Below are 18,569 nucleotides of genomic sequence, written 5' to 3' on the forward strand. Positions count from 1 at the left end.
GGCCTGAGGCGTGATCGTGCGAGAAACGCGGCTCAATGGCCCGATACTGGCCTCGGCGGTCGTCCACGCCGCGGCGCTCACCATGCTGTTTGTCGTGCGCGACCGCCAACCGCAGATCGCTCTTCCGCCGATCTACCGGGTCAACATCGTCGCGGCGCCCGCCGGGCCGCGCGCGATAGGCGAGGTTACCACCGCGCCGCCCACTCCCGCACAGACCGCCCCTCCACGAACCGCGCCCGAGCAGGCCGTGCAACAGATGCCGTCGCCGAATCGGGCAGCCGTGCCCGCGCCGCGTCGGACGACGCCGGCGCCCGCGCAGACGTCGCGGCCGCGGGCTGCGGCACGCGCCGGCGGCGGCCCGACGGGTGGACGCGGAACGGACGTTGCGACCGTGCAGACGGAGGGAATCGAATTCCCGTTCCCGGGGTACCTGAACAACATCGTGCGCCAGATCGCGCTGCGCTTCCAGCCCCCCGACCGGGATGCCCGGCTCAAAGCTGAGGTCATGTTTCTGATTCATCGCAACGGCTCCGTCACCAACATGCGGTTCGTCTCGCGGTCCGGCTCCTATTCGTTCGACCTCGAGGCACAGGGCGCGATCGAAGCCGCCGCCGGGGCGCGCGCCTTCGGCCCGTTGCCGGAAGGATTCTCCGACGACGTCCTCCCGGTAGTGTTCAGCTTCGATCCCCAGGTGCTCAGATGATTCTCCGCGCTTTCCGTCCGGCGATCGCGCTTTCCCTCGTCCTGACGGCGCTGCCGCTGGCCGTAGCGTCGCAGGAAACGCCGCGCGGAGTCCGCATCGGGCTCAGCTACGGTGCCGGAGTGAAGCCCGGTGTAATCGTCATGCCTGTCGAAGCCACTCGCGGCGACTCGGTTCGCGCGATCGTGCAGCGCGACCTCGATTACGGCGACCGGGTCACCGTCATCGCGCTCGACAGCGCGGTGCTTCGCGGCCTCACGCCCGCGGCCGGCCGGCGCTTCAACTACCAGCTCTTCTCCCGGCTGGGCGCGGCGGCGATAGTGCGGATCGTCCCCACGGCCGGCGGTTATCGAGCCGAAGTGCACGACGTCACCGCCCGGCGCGTCCTGCGCGCGGACACGTTCGCTGTCGCGGCCGCGCGCCCGTCCGGCGAATGGCGGATGGAGATCCACGGCATCGCCGACGAGATCGAGCGGTGGATCACCGGCGTGAAGGGGATGTCGCGCTCGCGCGTGCTGTTCGTGCGGGGCAGCGACGTGTGGCTGGTCGACAGCGACGGCGCCAATCAGCGCCAGATCACGCGTGGCGCGCTCACGATGTCGCCCGCATGGCACCCGAACGGAAGGATGATCGCGTACAGCCGGTACGGCTCGGCCGGGACCCGCATCGAGCTGCACAATCTCGAGACCGGCTCGCGACGGATCGTGCGCGCCACGCCCGAAGGGCTGAACATCACCCCGGCATTTTCCCCCGACGGACAACAGCTCGTGTGGTCCACGAACCACGGAGGCGGCACCGAGATAGTGGCCGCGTCGCTGGCGAACCTGTCGTCCGCGCGGAGGGTCACGGTGGGGCGCGGTACCGACAACACGTCGCCGTCGTTCAGCCCCGACGGCCGCAAGATCGCGTTCATGTCGGGGAGAGCGGGGCAGCCCGAGGTATATATTTCGGATTCCGACGGAACCAACGTGCAGCTGCTCACGGAGTTCACCTTCGGAGGCACGAGCTACCGCGCCAGTCCGGCGTGGTCGCCGGATGGGCGCCTGATCGCGTATCAGGCGACCGCTGGCGGCTTCCAGATCATGGTGCTGAACCTTCGCGACCGGAGCGTGAAACAGCTCACGAGCACGGGCGTAAACGAGGATCCGTCGTGGGCGCCCGATGGCAGGCACCTCGTGTTCACCTCGAGCCGGAGCGGTGTGCAGCAACTTTGGGTGATCGATTCGGAGTCGGGACGCCTGCGCCAGCTCACGCACGCCGCGGGCGCGCGTCTCGCCGACTGGTCGCCGTATCTCGCGCCAACTCTTTCCAACGAGCAACATGCCACCAACACGCCTGACTGAAATGCCGCGCCGCGCCGCCCGCCTGCTGGTCGCGCTCCCGCTCGTCGTAGCCGGGTGCATGGCGACCAAGAGCGACGTCACCGTCCTCCAGCAGGACATCATGCTGGTCCGTGCCGAAGCGGCGCAGAGCGATTCCGCCAGGCGGCAGGAGATCCAGCGCATCATGCGCTCCATGCAGTCGCTCACCGACTCGGTGAGCGCGGTCGCAACGCGGCTGACGCGGCTGCGGGCGGACGTATCGGGCCGGTTCAGCGCGATCGAGGAAGACACGCGCCGGCTGCAGGAGCTCGCCGGTCAGAGCCAGTCGCGCATGCAGGAGCTGAGGGCGGCCGTAGAGTCGCGCGTTCCCGCGCCAACGACTCCGGGCAGCGCGGCGCCGCAGCCGGGCCCGAACCAGCTGTATCAGCTCGGGCGTGATCAGCTGCTCCGCGGCAGCACGGCCGCCGCCCGCACCGCGTTCGAGGATCTGCTCGCGCGCTATCCGGAATCGGACGTCGCCGCCGACGCGCAGTTCTACATCGGCGAGACGCACGCGGCCGAAGGGAACGCCGAGGCCGCCGACCAGGCGTACGAGCGGGTGGCGTCCGCTTATCCGCGCTCGCCGCGCGCCGCCACGGCGACGTACAAGCGCGCGGTAGCCGCCGAAGGCGCCAGGCGTACGCGCGACGCCCGCCGGCTGTACAACGAAGTGATCAGCAAGTTTCCGCGCTCGGACGAAGCCGCGCTGGCGCGCGACAGATTGCGCGACTTGCAGTAACGCACCCACCCGGACATGGCCCGGCGGTCCCACAGCGCGGAGATGCCGTTCCTCGACCACCTCGAGGAGCTGCGCCAGCGACTGCTGCGGGCCGGCGCCGCCTTCATCGGCGGCGTAATCGTCGCGTTCGCGGTAGTCACCAACATCGACATCATCGGCTTTCTGCAGCGCCCGATCCGCCCCTATCTCGGCGGCCGGACGCTGGTGTACACGCACCCGGGGGACGTCTTCGGGATCCTGATCGACATGGCCTTCGTGCTGGGCGCGATCATCGCGTCGCCGGTGATCGCCTACCAGCTGTGGCTGTTCGTGTCGCCCGCCATGCTGCCGCGCGAGAAGAGAATGGTCGTGCCGGTTCTCGCCGGAATGCTCCTGCTCTTTCTGGCGGGCGTGGCGCTGTCGTTCTTCGTGGTGCTGCCGCTGACGATGCGCTTTCTGCTCGGTCTGCAGGCGGGCGCGCTCACGCCGATGATCACCGCGGCCGACTACTTCGGCTTCGCGGTCAGCATGTCGCTCATGTTCGGCGTCGCGTTCGAGCTGCCGATCGCGATTCTCGCGCTGACCGCGCTCGGGATCGTGACGCCGGAGCTGCTCGTGAAGTTCCGCCGGCACGCGGCCGTGGCGGTGCTGGTGCTGGCGGCCTTCGTCACGCCGGGCTCCGATCCGACGTCGCTCGTGGCCCTCGCGGTGCCGCTCTACTTCCTGTACGAGCTGAGCGTGGTGCTGTCGAAGGGGTTGCACCGGAGACGGCTCAAGCGCGCGGCGCGGAAGGCGGCGGAAGAGCGCGCGGCCGAGCAGCATGCGGGGGCGCCCGCGTGACCCGGCGGCGTCTCGTAAGTGCCGCGCTAACGGCCGCGCTAACGGCCGCGATCGCGGTCGTGTGCGCGCCGGCGCCGGCGGCGCAGGCGCAGATCATGTCCGCTCGCCCGGACGCCGCTCCGCGCGACACCGCCGGCCGGGATACGACCGTCCGCGAGTTGGTGAAGTGGGCGGAACCGGATTCGGTCATGCGCGATCTGCTCGACCGGCGCGGCTACACCGCGACCCGATATCAGGGAGACCGGGTCGTGTTCGACGCCAGGGTGCGGACGCTCGACCTGACGGGCGATCCGGGCGCGGTCGGGCGGGGCGCCACGCTCGTCGTTGGCGACACGATCCTGTACAGCGACGTGACCAAGCTCGTCGTGGTGCGCGGTGACACGAACATCCTGCGCGACCCATCGCAGAACGCGGAGGACGTGGTCTCGCGCGGCTCGCTGACGTACAACATCGCGACGCGCCGCGGCAGCGTCTCGAACATCAGCACCGCGGTGGAGAGCGGCGAGCGCTGGTTCGTGTCGGGGGTCGAGGCGGCGTTCGTGTCGGACACGACCGGGCGGCAGCCGACCACGTTCTTCGTGCGCGAGGGAGACTTCACCACCTGTGACGACCCGGTGCCGCACTATTTCTTCCGCGCCGGCAGGATCAAGATGGTGTCGAAGACGCTGCTCGTCGCGCGGCCGGCCGTGCTGTACATCGGCGAGGTGCCGGTCCTCTGGCTGCCGTTCATGTTCCAGGACATTCGCTCGGGCCGGCGCAGCGGAATACTCACGCCCCGGTTCGGCGTGAGCGAGATATTCCGCAACAGTCCCCAGTATCGCCGGCACGTGGACAACATCGGCTATTACTTCGCGCTGAGCGACTACACCGACGCGCGGCTCTGGCTGGACTGGCGCAGCGGCGCGCGGCCCACCGAGGGCGATCCGGGGTGGATCAAGTACAACGGCGAGTTCCAGTACCGCTGGCTGAGCCGGTTCATGACCGGGCGGTTTGCCTCTTCCCACGATCGTCAGCGGTCCGGCAACACCAACACCGCGCTGTCGTGGGCGCACCAGCAGAGCTTCTCGCAGACTCGCAACCTGTCGTTCAATCTCAACTACGTCACCAACACCTTCATCCAGCGGAGCAACGCGTTCGATCCGCGGCAGGTGATGGCGACCATCTCGTCGCAGGCGAACTACGCGCAGAAGCTCGGCCCCGCTTCGCTGACCATCGGCGGGAACCGCAGGCAGTATCCCGGCCGCGATCAGGTCGACCAGCAATTCCCGAACTTCAATCTGATCACGCCGACGCTGGCGCTGGCGCGCTGGCTGGAGTGGACGCCGTCGCTGTCGCTGATAAACGACCAGAACTTCAACCTGGATCAGCCGGGCACGGTGTCCTTTCGCTATCTCCCGCGGGAGAGTGGACTCGACAGCGTAAGACTGAGTGGAGACAGGCGCGCGACGAACGTCACGTTCAACACGCCACTCAAGATATTCGGCTTCACCTGGTCGAACTCTTTCCGCGTGGCGGACAGCGATGACGATTATCCGACTTCGGTCCTGCTCGCGAGTCGCACCGACAGCGGCGTGTTTTCCGCGCGTGTGTTCAGCCGCACATACCGAACGAATGTCGATTGGGAGACGAGCATCGGTCTGCCGGGACTTCTGGTCGGCACGTGGAACGTCTCGCCGTCGATATCGTTCTCGAACGTGGATCCCGCGCCGTACATGGTTCGAACGCAGTTTTCGGGCGGCAGGTTCGTCCGTCAGTCGAAGCGGGCGATCTACGGCATTGGAGTTTCGCCGACGTTTTTCGGCTTGTTTCCGGGGTTCGGCCGGGTCGAGCGATTCCGCCATTCTATCTCACCGCGGCTGAGCTACGGTTACGCGCCGGCGGCGAGAGTCGGCGACGAGTTCCTCGCTGCCCGCAACACCTCACGCTTCTCCTACACCGGCGGGCTCGCGCAGAATATGATCACGCTGCAGATATCGCAGAACATCGAGGCCAAGCTGCGCGCCAAGCCTGACAGCGCCACAGGAGGGAACAGATCGGATGGCACCGATCGCAAGATCCGGCTGCTGTCGATCAACTTTTCGCCCCTGGCTTACGATTTCGAGAAGGCAAGAGTCACCGGGCGCTCCGGCTTCGCGACGGAGCGGTTGTCGTACGATCTTGCGTCGGATCTGCTTCCCGGCTTTAACCTCAGCGCGGGTTATTCGCTCTTCCAGGGCGTTCTGCTCAGCGACACGGCCGTATTCAAGCCGTATCGCGAGACGCTGAGCGCGTCGTTCACGCTGAACCAGCAGTCGGGGATTCTGGCCGCGTTCTCACGCCTGTTTGGGCGCGCCGTGCCGCAGCGCAACCCGCAGATCGAGCGGCTGGAGCCCGCCGGCGACGACGCGCTGTCGCGGAAGGCTGGCTCGACGCCGGTGGCCGGGGTCGCCGCGCGGGATCGCATATACGGCGGGATGCAGGCGACGCAGGGCTTTCAGGCCAACTTCACGTTCAGCTCGCAGCGCCAGCGCCCGCCGGTCGGCGGGAACGTCATCGATTACGATCCGGCGGTGAACTGCCGCATCTACGAATTCAATCCGATCGCGTACACCCAGTGCCTGGTCGAGCAACAGACCAACCCGACCAGCGCCACTCCGTTCGACCGGCCGATCGGATCGGCCTTCGTGCGCACTCCGCCGCGGGAGAACATCCAGTCGCAGATGAGCTTCAACATCACCCCGACCTGGTCCGCTACCTGGGGAACCAACTACGACTTCCAGGCGAGGGCGTTCGCCAGTCACACGGTGGGCCTGCAGCGCGATCTGCACGACTGGCGCTCGACGTTTGCATTCACCAAGGCGCAGAACGGCAACTTCGCGTTCAGCTTCTTCATCTCGCTCAAGGCGCAGCCCGACCTGAAGTTCGATTACGACAAGCAGACATACCGGCGGATCACTCCGCTCCAGTGACGATCGCACTCGACGGTAACTCGCTCACCATCGGCGACGTTCACGCCGTCGCCGTCGGGCGCGAGCGCGTGGAGCTGGCGTCCGCCGCGAGAGAACGCATGGCGCGAACGCGCGCCGTCGTGGAAAAGGCCGCCGCGGGCGGACAGGCCGTGTACGGCGTGACCACGGGCTTCGGCAAGCTGGCCGACGTCGCCATCGACCCGGCGAAGCTGGAGGAGCTGCAGGTCAACCTCATCCGCAGCCACGTGGCGGGTATCGGGCCGCTGCTCCCCGAGCGCGAAGTCCGCGCGATGATGCTGCTCCGCGCCAACGTGATCGCGAAGGGATTCTCCGGCGCGCGCGCCGAGCTCGCCGAGCTGCTGTGCGGAATGCTGAACGCGGGGGTGTATCCCCCCGTGCCGGAGCAGGGCAGCGCCGGCGCGAGCGGCGATCTCGCTCCGCTCGCACATCTCGCGCTCGCGATGATCGGCGAGGGCGCGCTGTTCCTGGAAGGAAAGGAAGTTGCCGCGGCCGAAGCGCTGCGCGCCGCAAAGCTTGCCCCGCTCAAGCTGCAAGCTAAGGAAGGAATCACTCTCATCAACGGAACGCAGGCGCACACCGCCGTCGCCGCGCTGCTCCTGCACGACGCCGTCACTCTCTGGGAGACGGCCCACGTCGCCGGCGCGATGTCGCTCGACGCGCTGCTCGGCACGCCGGTGGCGTTCGACGAGCGAATCCACGATGCGCGCGGCCAGGAAGGACAGAAGGAATCCGCCGCGCTCCTGCGCGAGCTGCTCGCCGGAAGCGAGATCCGCGAGTCGCATCTGGAGGGCGACCCGCGCGTGCAGGACGCCTACTCGCTGCGGTGCATGCCGCAGGTGCACGGGCCCGCGCGGGACGCGCTCAGGTGGATCGAGGGAATAGTCTCGCGCGAGCTCAACGCGGCGACCGACAATCCGCTCGTGTTCGAGAACGGCGAGCTGCTGAGCGGCGGCAACTTCCACGGGCAGTCGGTCGCGATGGCACTGGACTTCCTGGCGATCGCGCTCACGAATCTCGCGACGATCTCCGAGCGGCGGATCGACAGGCTGGTGCACCCGGACCTGAACCAGGGGCTGCCGCCGTTCCTCACGGAGAGCGCGGGACTGCACTCGGGGATGATGATGGCCCAGGTCACCGCCGCGTCCGTGGCGAGTGAATGCAAGGTTCTGTCTCACCCCGCCAGCGTGGACACGATCCCGACCGACGGCGGCAAGGAGGACGTCGTGCCCATGGCGATGGGCGCGGCCTGGAAAGCCAGGCGCGTGGCGCAGAACCTCCGGCACATTCTCGCCATCGAGCTGCTGTGCGCCGCGCAGGGGCTGGATTTTCGCGCGCCGCTCAGGACCGGCACGTCGTTGCGCGCGGCGCACGCCGCCGTGCGCTCGCTCGTCCCGCATCTCGGCGACGACCGCGTACTCAGCGGAGACATTGCGGCGATCGCGAAAGCGATAGGCGAAGGGAGATTCGCGCGAGGGAAAGCATCATGACGGTCGCGGAGCCGGCGTTGAGCCGCTCGGCGGGCGATGCGCCTGCTGGAGCCCGCGTCGTGCGCGCGCCGCGCGGGAGCGAGATATCCTGCAAGGGGTGGCAGCAGGAAGCCGCCCTCCGGATGCTCATGAACAACCTGGACCCGGATGTCGCCGAGCGCCCCGCGGACCTCGTGGTGTACGGCGGCATCGGGAAAGCCGCGCGCAACTGGGAGTGCTTCGACGCGATCGTCGCCTCGCTGCGCGCGCTGGAGAACGACGAGACGCTGCTCGTGCAGAGCGGCAAGCCGGTCGGCGTGTTCCGCACGCACGCGTCGGCGCCCAGGGTCCTGATCGCGAACAGCAACCTCGTCGGGCGCTGGGCCACGTGGGAGCACTTCCGCGAGCTCGAGCGCGCGGGTCTCATGATGTACGGCCAGATGACCGCGGGATCGTGGATCTACATCGGCACGCAAGGAATCCTCCAGGGCACCTACGAGACGTTCGGCGCCGTCGCGCGCCGGCACTTCGGCGGCTCGCTCGCCGGCAAGCTCGTGCTGACCGCCGGGCTCGGCGGGATGGGTGGCGCGCAGCCGCTCGCCGCGACGATGCAGGGGGCCGCCATCCTGTGCGTCGAGGTGGACGAGAGCCGCATCGACAAGCGGATCGAGACCGGCTACTGCGACGTCAAGGCGGCGACGCTGGACGACGCGCTGGAGATCATCGGCCGCGCGCGCGGCGCCAAGAAAGCCGTGTCCGTCGGACTGATCGGCAACGCCGCGGACGTTTTGCCGGAGCTGGTCCGCCGCGACGTCACGCCGGATGTATTGACGGATCAGACCAGCGCGCACGACACGCTGAACGGGTACGTGCCCGCCGGCATGTCGCTCGCGGATGCCTTGGCGCTGCGGAAGAGCGATCCCGACGCATATGTAAAGCAAGCCACGCAGTCCATCGTCGAGCACGTCCGCGCGATGCTGCGGATGCAGCAGCGCGGAGCCGTGACCTTCGACTACGGCAACAACATCCGGACCGTGGCGCTCGACGCCGGAGTGCGGGACGCGTTCGCGTTCCCCGGCTTCGTACCCGAGTACGTCCGCCCGCTCTTCTGCGAGGGGAAGGGGCCGTTCCGCTGGGTGGCTCTGTCCGGCGACCCCCGCGACATCGCGCGCACCGACGATCTCGTGCTCGAGCTGTTCCCGCACGACGAGCACCTGCGCCGCTGGATCACGATCGCGCGCGACAAGGTTCACTTCCAGGGCCTGCCCGCCCGCATCTGCTGGCTGGGGCAGGGCGACCGCGCGCGCTTCGGTGTCGCGCTGAACGATCTCGTCGCAGCGGGCGAGCTGAGCGCGCCCATCGTGATCGGCCGCGACCACCTCGACACGGGGAGCGTTGCTTCCCCCTTCCGCGAGACGGAGTCCATGAAAGACGGCAGCGACGCCGTGGCCGACTGGCCCATCCTGAACGCTCTACTGAATGTGGCCGGTGGCGCGTCGTGGGTGTCGTTTCATCACGGCGGCGGCGTGGGAATCGGCAACTCTTTGCACGCCGGCCAAGTGATCGTGGCCGACGGCACGCCAGAGATGCGCGTGCGGCTCGAGCGCGTGCTCACGAACGACCCCGGGATCGGCGTCGCGCGTCACGCGGATGCCGGCTATGAGTTGGCGAGAACGACCGCGGAACAACACGGCATCAGGCTTCCAATGCTGACCGAGCCGAGGACGAGTGACGATGTGTGAGATGAGGGCGCGTCTTAGCGGGCGTAGCCCGCGTAGCGCCCGAACTCTCACACATCGTCACTCGGCCCGGCTCGGCCGGAACTAAGCCGAGCCGCCGTGCTGTCCGCGAGATTTAAGCCCTGGCACGTCCCGCTCTTCCTGGCAAAATACGCCTATCTGACCGTGCGGCGTCGCCCGGTCCTCGTGCACTTCGAAGTCACCATGCGGTGCAACGCGCGCTGCGGCTTCTGCGACTACTGGAAGACCTCGCCGGCCGCGCGCGCCGAAGAGCTCAAGAGCTTCGCCGACGCCGCCCGGTACTTCAACCCCATGGTCATCACGTTCACCGGCGGCGAGCCGACCCTCCGCGCCGACCTCGAGCTGCTCGTGCGGGGAGTGTCTGACGCCGTCCACCTCAAGTACATCACGCTGATCACCCACGGCGGGATGCTCACGCCCCGGCGCGCGCGGTCGCTGTGGGACGCCGGGATCAACCAGTTCAACATCTCGCTCGATTACCTGGACGAGCGGCACGACGAGGCACGCGGCATCCCCGGCCTGACCGGGCGCATCTTCGGCGCGCTCGACGGCATCCGCGCCGAAGGCGTCGACAACATCCGCTTCAACACGGTCATCAAGAGCGACAACCTCGACCAGCTGCTCCCGATCGTGCGCCGCGCGCGGGAGCTGGGCTGCGGCGTCAATTTTAGTCTGTACACGGACGCCAAGAACGGAAACCGGATGCACCTGATCGACGGCGACCGGATCGTCGAGCTGGAAGACGTCACCGCGGAGCTGCTCGCCTTCAAGCGCGACAACCGCGGCGTGATCACAAACTCCGACCACTACCTGGAGTCGATCCCCAGGTACGCCCGCGGCGAGCTGACCGAGCCCTGCCGCTCGGGGATCAGGACGATTCACGTCGATCCTACCGGCCACGTGAAGCGCTGCCCCGACTTCCCGACCGATTTCCACTGGTCCGGGTTCAAGCAGTACGAGCCGCTGGCGTGCAACGCCTGCTTCTACGCCTGCCGCGGCGAAGCGGAGGCGCCCATGCGCCTGTCCCGCGTGCGCGACGTGATGGGATGAGCCGCGCTTGACGCTGCTCTTCGTCAACGCGCGGCAGGTAGTCACCTGCGCCGGCCCGGCCCGAGCCCGCCGCGGCCGCGAGATGGCCGACGCCGGCGTTCTCACCGGCGCCGCGGTGCTCGTCGAGGGCGAGCGGATCGGCGCGGTCGGCGACGCGCGCGCTCTCGCGAAGGCACACCCGCGAGCGACCGAGATAGACTGCTCCGGCTGCGTGCTCACGCCCGGGCTCGTCGACTCCCACACGCACGCGGTGTTCGGGCGTCCGCGCTACGACGAGCACGAGCTGCGCGCGGCGGGGCTCAGCTACATGGAGATAGCCCGCCGCGGCGGCGGAATTCACGCGTCGGTACGCGACCTCCGCGCGCGCGCCGAGGCCGAGCTGTACGATCTCTCCGCTGCCAGAGTCCGGCGGCTCGCGGCGTTCGGAACCACCACGGTGGAGATCAAATCGGGTTACGGCCTCTCCTCCGAGAGCGAGCTCAAGTCCCTGCGCGTCATCGGCCGCCTCGCCGCCGATCTGCCGTTGCGGATCGTCCCGACCTGGCTCGGCGCGCACGAGATCCCGCTCGACTACCGCGAGCGCGACGCCGGCCGTGCCGAGTACCTGGAGCTGCTGGCGGGCGGGATGCTCCGGGAAGTGGCCGACTCGGGTCTCGCCCGCTTCGCGGACATTTTCTGCGAGCCCGGAGTGTTCACGGTGGCCGAGTCGCGCGCCGTGCTCGGCGCCGCGAAAAGCGCCGGCCTCGGCGTCAAGCTCCACGCCGACGAGCTGGAGTATTCGGGCGGAGCGGAGCTGGCCGCGGAGCTCGGTGCTGCATCAGCCGACCACCTCGGCGCCATCTCAGAGAGCGGGATCGAGGCGCTGGCGAAGTCCGGGACCGTCGCCACGCTGCTTCCCGGGACCATGCTGTTCCTGGGCAGGTCGAAGCAGGCGCCGGCCCGCGCTCTGATAGATGCCGGCGCGGCCGTCGCGCTGGCTACCGACTTCAACCCGGGCTCGTCGCCGACGGTCAATTTTCCGCTCGTGCTGACGCTGGGAATCAGCCAGTTGCGAATGAGCGCCGCCGAGGTGCTGATCGCGGCTACCGTCAACGGCGCGGCCGCTCTGGGTCTTGCGGCCGAGACCGGCCAGCTCGCCGAAGGCTTCGCGGCCGACCTCGCCCTGTTCGAGGGGGAGGATTTCCGGGAGTTGCCCTATTGGTACGGTGATCGTCGCTGTCGTGGCTCGTGGAGGCGCGGCGTAACTTGTCACCCCTATGAGCCAGGGCTAGGTTAAGACCGTGGCGCCCTCATGAACGCTAGCGTGGCTGTGGCCGGGCGCCTCCTCCTTTCCCGCTCCCGCTCTCCCGCTGCAAATGGCCAACGCGTCACGACTTAAGAAAAAAGCAGCCGATTTCGAGGCGAAGCGCCAGCATGACCGGGCGCTCGCCGTGTACGAGCAGATACTCGACGAGATCGCGGGTAAGGAGCAGGAAGCCGACATCCCGCTCTATAATCGCGCCGGAGATCTGTATCAACGTCAGGGGAACCTCGAGCGGGCCGTCACGCTGTACGAGAAAGCGGTCGACCTTTATTCCGAGGGCGGCTTCTTCAACAACGCCATCGCCCTCTGCAACAAGATCCTCCGGCATGCGCCCAACCGCGCCTCGATCTATTACAAGCTCGGGAAGATCAGCGCGCAGAAGGGGTTCAACAGCGACGCGAAGCAGAACTTCCTCGAGTACGCGGGGCGGATGCAGAAGTTGGGCAAGATGGACGCAGCCTTCTACGCGCTGAGGGAGTTCGCCGATCTCTGTCCGAGCCAGGACGACGTCCGGCTGATGCTCGCCGAGCAGCTCACTCGAGCGGGCCGCACGACGGAAGCGTGCGAGCAGCTCCAGATCCTGCACGAGCAGCTCGACGCCGAAGGGCGGCAGGACGAAGCCGCGGCGACCGTGGAGCGTCTGAAGGCGCTCAACCCCAAGGCGGAGCCCCGCCGCGCAACGGGTGGGAAGCGCCGCCGGGCGAACGATCTCGTGTTTCTCGACGTGAACGCGGCTTCGGCCGACGAGGCCGCGCCGGAGCCCGCGCCCGTCGCCGGGCTGGAGCCGACCGCCCTCGTCGAGGAGAAGCCCGCCAAGCCCGCCAAGGCCGACCGGCCGCTCACGCCGCGGGAGTTCGCCGCGATCCCGCTCCCGCCGCCCGCGGACGAGACGCGGGAGGCGGCCGTGCGAGCGCTCGCCGACCTCCCGGTGATGGATGCGGCCGATTCGGCCGACGAAGACTGGTTCGCCGACACGCCGGACACGGAGGAAGTCGCGGCAGCGCCCCCGCTCGATCTCGAGCCGACGGCGCTCGTGGAGGTTCCGCCGCGGGCGGAAGCAGAGGTCGCCCCCGAGCCAGCTCGGGCGGATTCGCCCGCGGTCGAGCCGGCGGAAGACTTCGTACCCACCGCCGAGCCGGCCGAGGCTCCCGCGGCGACCCCCGCGGCCGGAAGGGACGACGACTTGCTCGATCTCGGTGACTGGCTGCGCGCGGAAGCGGGACCCAAGACGACACGCATGGTCGCCGAGGGAGTCGTGCCTCCGCCGATCGACGAGCAGGCCGACTTCGGGGAGATGCTGCAGCGGTTCAAGGAAGGCGTCGCCGCCAACATCGACGAGGACGACTCCGCCGCGCACTATGATCTCGGGATCGCGTTCAAGGAGATGGGGCTCGTCGAGGAGGCGATCGGCGAATTCCAGAAGGCCCTGCGCGGAAGTACGGAGGCCAAGGCGCCCACGTACGAAGCGCTCGGTACGTGCTTCGTGGAGCAGAAGCAGTACGAGGTCGCGACTACGATTCTCCAGCGGGCGCTCGACGAGCCCGGGCTGGACGACGACAAGCTGGCGGGAGTGCTCTATCTCCTCGGCGCCTCGGCGGAAGCGCTTGGGAAGACGCAGGAGGCCGCCTCGTATTACCAGCGCGTGCTGGCGGTGGATATCGGCTTCCGCGACGTCTCGGAGCGCCTTGCCGCCGTGACGCAGGCGGCGAAGTGACGGCGACCGTCCGCCCGCGCTCGCCGGTGATGGCGCCACTCGCGCGGATCCAGCATCCGGTGCGGGACGACCTTGCTCGCGTCTCGGAAGAGATGGTGCGCATCGTGGTGACCGACACGCCGCTGATCGGCGAGGTGAGCCGGCACCTGCTCGGCATGAAAGGGAAGATGTTCCGGCCGACGCTGGTCCTGCTCGCGAGCCGGGTGGAAGACGGCGCCAATCCGCGCGCGGCCACGCTCGGCGCCGTGGTCGAGCTGATTCATCTCGCGACGCTCGTGCACGACGATTCCGTGGACCACTCGGTGCTGCGGCGCGGAATGCCGACCGTGAACGCGCTGTTCAGTCACGAGATTTCGGTGATCATGGGCGACTTTTTGTATTCGCGCGCACTGCTGGAGCTGGTCGGCCTACAGGATCTGGACGCGCTGGGAGTGCTCGCCAGGGCCTCGAACGACATGACGCTCGGCGAGATGCGGCAGCTGGCCCTGGACGATCCGCTCGCATTTTCCGAGGAAGACTACAATCTTCTGATTCGCGCGAAGACGGCGTCGCTGATGTCGGCGGCGTGCGAGGTCGGGGCGCTGTGCGGGGCGACCGCGCACCGCGCTGCGCTCGCGCGGTACGGCGAAGCGATGGGCATGGCGTTCCAGGTCGCGGACGATCTGCTGGACTATACCGCGGCGAAAGAGACGACCGGCAAGCCGACCGGGCTGGATCTGCGGGAGCACAAGGTCACGCTCCCGCTGATCGCGGCGCTGGGAACGATGGGCGCTTCCGCGCGAGGCGAAGTCGACGCGTTCTTCGCGGCGACGGAGCCGGATGACGATGCCGTCGCCAGGATCATCGAGATAGTGGCGGAGGAGGGTGGATTGGATTACGCCAGAGCGCGCGGAGACGAGCACGCGGCGATCGCCGCGGAAGCGCTCGCGCCCGTGCCGGAGAGCGAAGCGACCGCCGCGCTGCGGAGCGCGATCTCCTACGTGATGGAGCGGCATTCCTGATGGCGCCGCGAGGACAGGCGAGCAAGCGGCCCGGGTTCTACGCGATCACGCTCGCGATCGGGTTCATCGTGGGAGGCGCGCTGACGCAGGCCGCGCGCACATTTCTCCCGGCCGGCGCGGCGAAGGAATTCTTCACGACGGGCGTGACTCCGTCGTTCGGGCCGGTGACGCTCGACCTCATTATTCTGAAGTTCGCGCTCGGGCCGGTCGCGCTCGACGTGTCTCTGCTGAGTCTCGTCGGGGTGCTCATCGCGTACCTCGTGGCGCGCTCGCTTTTCTAGGGGGTTCCAATGTTTGGCAACTTAGGCATGCCCGAAATTCTGTTGATCATGCTCATCGTCCTGCTGCTGTTCGGGGCGAAGAGAATTCCGGAGATCGCGGGCTCGATGGGGAAGGGGATCCGCGAGTTCAAGAAGAACATCAACGACGCCACGCGCGACGTTCAGGACGGGATCAACGACAAGCCGCGCCTGACCGAGGCCGAGCTCGAAGCACGCCGGGCCTCCGAGGCCGCCAAGGACTCAGCGTCCAACTCCGAGCCTAGGCGGCTGCTGTAAGAGCGTACTGCACGGGCGCGCTCGCGCGCGCCCGGGTCCGGCGGGGGCTGCCCATGGCCCCGTCTGGCCCTACGCTCGCAAACTGCGCGAGCTAAGACGGGCCTGCCGGAGCCACGGACAGCCCCACCGGACCATGACTGCCCGGGGAGCGGGCGCGTGCAGAGGCTCCCATAGCGCCCGTCTTAGCGCGCGTAGTGTGCGCGCGTAGGGCGCGTAGGGAGCCTCTAGCACAGCCCGCGACCGCGCCACGGTGCCGCGCGGCGCGGCTTTTCCCGCGATCCCGTTCTGGAACGTCTAACGCGCGCGCACTAGGGCGCGAAGGGGAGGGGCGGGAGGTTGGCGGCCTGGGCCTGGGCGCGCGCGAGGTTCTTGCGGTTGTCCTTGATGTCGGCGACGTCGCGCAGATTGTCGATGAACTCCTGCAGCCGCTGCTGGCGGTAGGCGTTGAGCTGCTGCTCCTTGAGCGTCGCCTTCCGGGCCTCGAACTCGGCCCGGTCGGACTGCGTGCGGCGGTCGACGCGCAGCACGAAAACCGCGTCCTCCGTGCGGACCGGCGCGCTCACCGCGCCGACAGGCAGCCCGAAGGCGGCGCCGATCGCCTCGTTCAAGCGGCCCAGCCCCTGGGCCGGAGTCGTACGCGTGAACGTCTCCGTCTGGCCCACCTCGAGGCTCCTCGCGGCGGCCGCCTGCTCGAGCGACATGGACGCCGCGGCTGTCGCGAGCGTCCGGGCGTCGTTCAGCAGGATGTCCAGCTTCTTCTGCTGAGCGATCCGCGCGCGGACCTCGTCCTTGACTGCGTCGAGCTTCGGAACGCCGCCCTCCACCAGCGAATCGAGGCGCGCAATGGCGTAGCCGTCCTCCCAGTCGAACAGATCGCTGATGTCGCCTTGTTCGGCGCCGCTCGTCGCCCACGCGCCCACGCTCGGAACGTACTCGCCGCCGATGGTCAGCGGCTCGCCTTCGATCACCGCGCCGCGGGTGATCGGAAGCCGCAACGTGCGGGAAGCTTCCTCGAACTTCGCGGGATCGTCCGCGGTCGCCGCTATGCGAGCGAGGGAATCGGCGCGGCGATCGGTGAGCACCGCCGCCTCGTCCCGCTGCTCGATGCGCAGCAGGATATGGCGGAGCGACAGCGTGTCGCCGGTGCGTGAATCGACCTTGATGAGGTGGTAGCCGAACGGCGTCGGCACCGGGTCGGAGATCCGGCCGGGCGTCAGCGCGTACGCGGCCCGCTCGAAATCGGGGACGAACCGGTCGCGGCCGCCGCGGCCGAGGTCCCCGCCGTTCGAGCCGGAAACCGTGTCGGCCGACTCGGCGCGGGCCGCGTCCTCGAAAGTGCGCGCGCCGCTCTCGATCTCCTGCTTGAGCGCGACTGCCTTCGCGCGGACGGCCGCGCTGTCTTCAGCGGTGATGACTCGCGGAATCGTCATGACGGAAACGATGGCCCGCGCGGGCCGCTCGAATCCGTCCTTGTGCTCGTCGTAGAACGCCTTGATCTCGGCGTCGGTGACGGTGACCCGCGAATCCGGCACCGCGTCTGGGCGGAACGCGACGAAGCTCACCCGCGCCGAATCGTGTGTGTCCTTCCAGAACGTCCACAGCCGCTCGTCGCTGACGTACACGTCGCTCAGGATCTGCTCGAACAGCTTCTGCTTCGGGATCTCGCTGCGGTAATAGTTCTCGAGCTGGACCAGCACGCCCTGCTGCCGCGCCAGCGGACTGGAGAGGAACCGTTGATACTTGGCGGGATCGAACTGCCCCTCGGTCTGCAGCTCCGGGCTTTGTATCAGTTGCGGCGGCGGGCTGTAGCGCGCGGCGTTCTCGATCTCTTCGTTCGTGACCTTGATCCCTCGCCGCCGGTATTCCTGCCGGAGCAGGACTTCACCGACGAGCTGCTCGTACGCCTGGTCGGCCAGCCGGTCCCGCTCTTCCAGGGTGAGCGTGCGGCCGCTGCTCTGGGTCTCCTCAGTCTCCAGCTGCTGCGTGAGCGCGTACCACTGGGTGGCCAGGATGTCTTCGCCGTTGACCGTCGCGACGGGCGTAGTGGGCGTGATGGCCGATCTGCCTATCAGCCCCGACGTGTCCATGAGCAGGAATCCGCCGACAAAAGCAGCAGCGATGAAGATCCAGACCCATTTTGTGGCGGCGCGCATTCCCTGCAGCAAGGCAAGCTCCTTAAAGATGCGAAACAACCTCAAAAGCTATCGGGCGCAGCGTCTTATGAGAAGTGTCGCTCACCGGTCCGATTGACCGCGTGTGGCATCCGCGTAACTTCAACCGGTGCCGGATACCGTGCGGTCCTCCTAGTGGCGAGACTCGAAGAGCTCGAACGAAAGTTCGAGGAGAATCCGCGCCGCTATTTCGCTCCGTTGGCCAACGAGTACCGCAAGGCCGGAGACGCGCAGCGGGCGGCGGAGCTTTGCCGCTCGCAGCTGCCGGAGGTGCCGGGCCACATCAGCGGCCACATCGTGCTCGGCCAGGCGCTGTACGACGCGGGCGACTTCGACGGCTCGCGCGCCGCGCTGGAGACGGCGCTGGCGCTGGATCCCGAGAACATCGTCGCCCTGCGCTATCTCGGCGACATCGCGCGCGATACCGGCGACGTAGTGGAAGCCGAGCGGTGGTATTCGCGCATGCTCGAAGCTGACCCCTACAACGAGGTCGCAACGACCGCACTGCAGGCCCTGCGCGAGGCGCCGGCGGGCGAGCCTGCAGCAGCGCTTTCCACCGCGGCCGTCGCCGGCTCTACCGAGACCGCGGAAGCTGCCCCGGCGGAGCCCGAGTTTCGACCGCTCGAAGAGCCCGTGGTGTCCAGCGAGTTCGGCGGTGATCTGGCGGTTTCCGCCGCGTCCGAGACCACGGAACCCGCACCGGACGAGCCGCTTGCAGCCGAGTCCGCGACTGGTGCCGAGACTGCCGAAGCAGAGGTGGCCGCCGAAGGGGCGGCAGTCGACATCGCGGCCGCCGAAGCAGAGTTGGCCGCCGAAGTCGCGGCTGCCGACATCGCGCCGGTGGGAGCGACATCCGCGGAGATCGGGCCGGCGGAGCCCTTCGACGTCGCAGCCCACGCGCCGCCGGAGCCCTTCGACGTCGCAGCCCACGCGCCGCCGGAGCCCTTCGACGTCGCAGC

At 68.3% G+C, this 18,569-nt stretch carries 15 protein-coding genes; 14 read left to right on the plus strand and 1 reads right to left on the minus strand.

Annotated elements, in window-relative coordinates; translation table 11 throughout:
- The first annotated feature begins 16 nt into the window (after positions 1 to 16).
- The 13 genes from WEA80_00055 to WEA80_00115 all read left to right on the plus strand — a co-directional run bounded on the left by WEA80_00055 (position 17) and on the right by WEA80_00115 (position 15,439).
- On the plus strand, positions 17 to 703 hold the full coding sequence (locus WEA80_00055) for a TonB C-terminal domain-containing protein (GenBank protein ID MEX1184964.1): 687 nt from the start codon (positions 17 to 19) through the stop codon (positions 701 to 703).
- Complete coding sequence (locus tag WEA80_00060) at positions 700 to 2,043, plus strand: hypothetical protein (GenBank protein MEX1184965.1); 1,344 nt, start codon at positions 700 to 702, stop codon at positions 2,041 to 2,043. Before WEA80_00055 ends, WEA80_00060 begins: the two co-directional genes overlap by 4 nt.
- A gap of 1 nt (position 2,044) precedes the next feature.
- Positions 2,045 to 2,800 (plus strand): tetratricopeptide repeat protein, encoded by a 756-nt coding sequence (locus tag WEA80_00065; GenBank protein ID MEX1184966.1) that lies wholly within the window; start codon positions 2,045 to 2,047, stop codon positions 2,798 to 2,800.
- A gap of 15 nt (positions 2,801 to 2,815) precedes the next feature.
- A complete protein-coding gene (gene tatC / locus WEA80_00070) occupies positions 2,816 to 3,619 on the plus strand; it encodes a twin-arginine translocase subunit TatC (protein MEX1184967.1) in 804 nt (267 codons plus the stop codon).
- Positions 3,616 to 6,567, plus strand: coding sequence for a putative LPS assembly protein LptD (locus WEA80_00075; protein ID MEX1184968.1), 2,952 nt, complete (start codon positions 3,616 to 3,618; stop codon positions 6,565 to 6,567). The genes tatC and WEA80_00075 overlap by 4 nt, the downstream gene beginning before the upstream one ends.
- The gene (gene hutH, locus WEA80_00080) at positions 6,564 to 8,075 is read left to right on the plus strand and encodes a histidine ammonia-lyase (protein MEX1184969.1); all 1,512 of its coding nucleotides are present in this window, start codon (positions 6,564 to 6,566) and stop codon (positions 8,073 to 8,075) included. Before WEA80_00075 ends, hutH begins: the two co-directional genes overlap by 4 nt.
- A complete protein-coding gene (gene hutU / locus WEA80_00085) occupies positions 8,072 to 9,796 on the plus strand; it encodes a urocanate hydratase (protein ID MEX1184970.1) in 1,725 nt (574 codons plus the stop codon). Before hutH ends, hutU begins: the two co-directional genes overlap by 4 nt.
- A 96-nt stretch (positions 9,797 to 9,892) precedes the next feature.
- The gene (locus WEA80_00090; protein MEX1184971.1) at positions 9,893 to 10,864 is read left to right on the plus strand and encodes a radical SAM protein; all 972 of its coding nucleotides are present in this window, start codon (positions 9,893 to 9,895) and stop codon (positions 10,862 to 10,864) included.
- A gap of 7 nt (positions 10,865 to 10,871) precedes the next feature.
- Positions 10,872 to 12,140: an imidazolonepropionase gene (gene hutI / locus WEA80_00095; GenBank protein ID MEX1184972.1), complete on the plus strand. Its 1,269-nt coding sequence runs from the start codon at positions 10,872 to 10,874 to the stop codon at positions 12,138 to 12,140.
- Between the two features lie 79 nt (positions 12,141 to 12,219).
- Complete coding sequence (locus tag WEA80_00100; GenBank protein MEX1184973.1) at positions 12,220 to 13,881, plus strand: tetratricopeptide repeat protein; 1,662 nt, start codon at positions 12,220 to 12,222, stop codon at positions 13,879 to 13,881.
- On the plus strand, positions 13,878 to 14,882 hold the full coding sequence (locus WEA80_00105; protein MEX1184974.1) for a polyprenyl synthetase family protein: 1,005 nt from the start codon (positions 13,878 to 13,880) through the stop codon (positions 14,880 to 14,882). The genes WEA80_00100 and WEA80_00105 overlap by 4 nt, the downstream gene beginning before the upstream one ends.
- Positions 14,882 to 15,163, plus strand: coding sequence for a DUF4321 domain-containing protein (locus WEA80_00110; protein ID MEX1184975.1), 282 nt, complete (start codon positions 14,882 to 14,884; stop codon positions 15,161 to 15,163). The genes WEA80_00105 and WEA80_00110 overlap by 1 nt, the downstream gene beginning before the upstream one ends.
- A gap of 27 nt (positions 15,164 to 15,190) precedes the next feature.
- On the plus strand, positions 15,191 to 15,439 hold the full coding sequence (locus WEA80_00115) for a twin-arginine translocase TatA/TatE family subunit (GenBank protein ID MEX1184976.1): 249 nt from the start codon (positions 15,191 to 15,193) through the stop codon (positions 15,437 to 15,439).
- A gap of 308 nt (positions 15,440 to 15,747) precedes the next feature.
- On the opposite strand, the gene WEA80_00120 is transcribed toward WEA80_00115, so the two are convergent.
- Positions 15,748 to 17,631: a peptidyl-prolyl cis-trans isomerase gene (locus WEA80_00120; protein ID MEX1184977.1), complete on the minus strand. Its 1,884-nt coding sequence runs from the start codon at positions 17,629 to 17,631 to the stop codon at positions 15,748 to 15,750.
- A 114-nt stretch (positions 17,632 to 17,745) separates the two neighbouring features.
- Between WEA80_00120 and WEA80_00125 the strand changes: the two genes are divergently transcribed.
- The coding region (locus WEA80_00125) for a tetratricopeptide repeat protein (protein MEX1184978.1) at positions 17,746 to 18,569 on the plus strand (824 nt) is incomplete at its 3' end.

This window comes from Gemmatimonadaceae bacterium, assembly GCA_040882285.1.
GTDB lineage: Bacteria > Gemmatimonadota > Gemmatimonadetes > Gemmatimonadales > Gemmatimonadaceae > JACDCY01.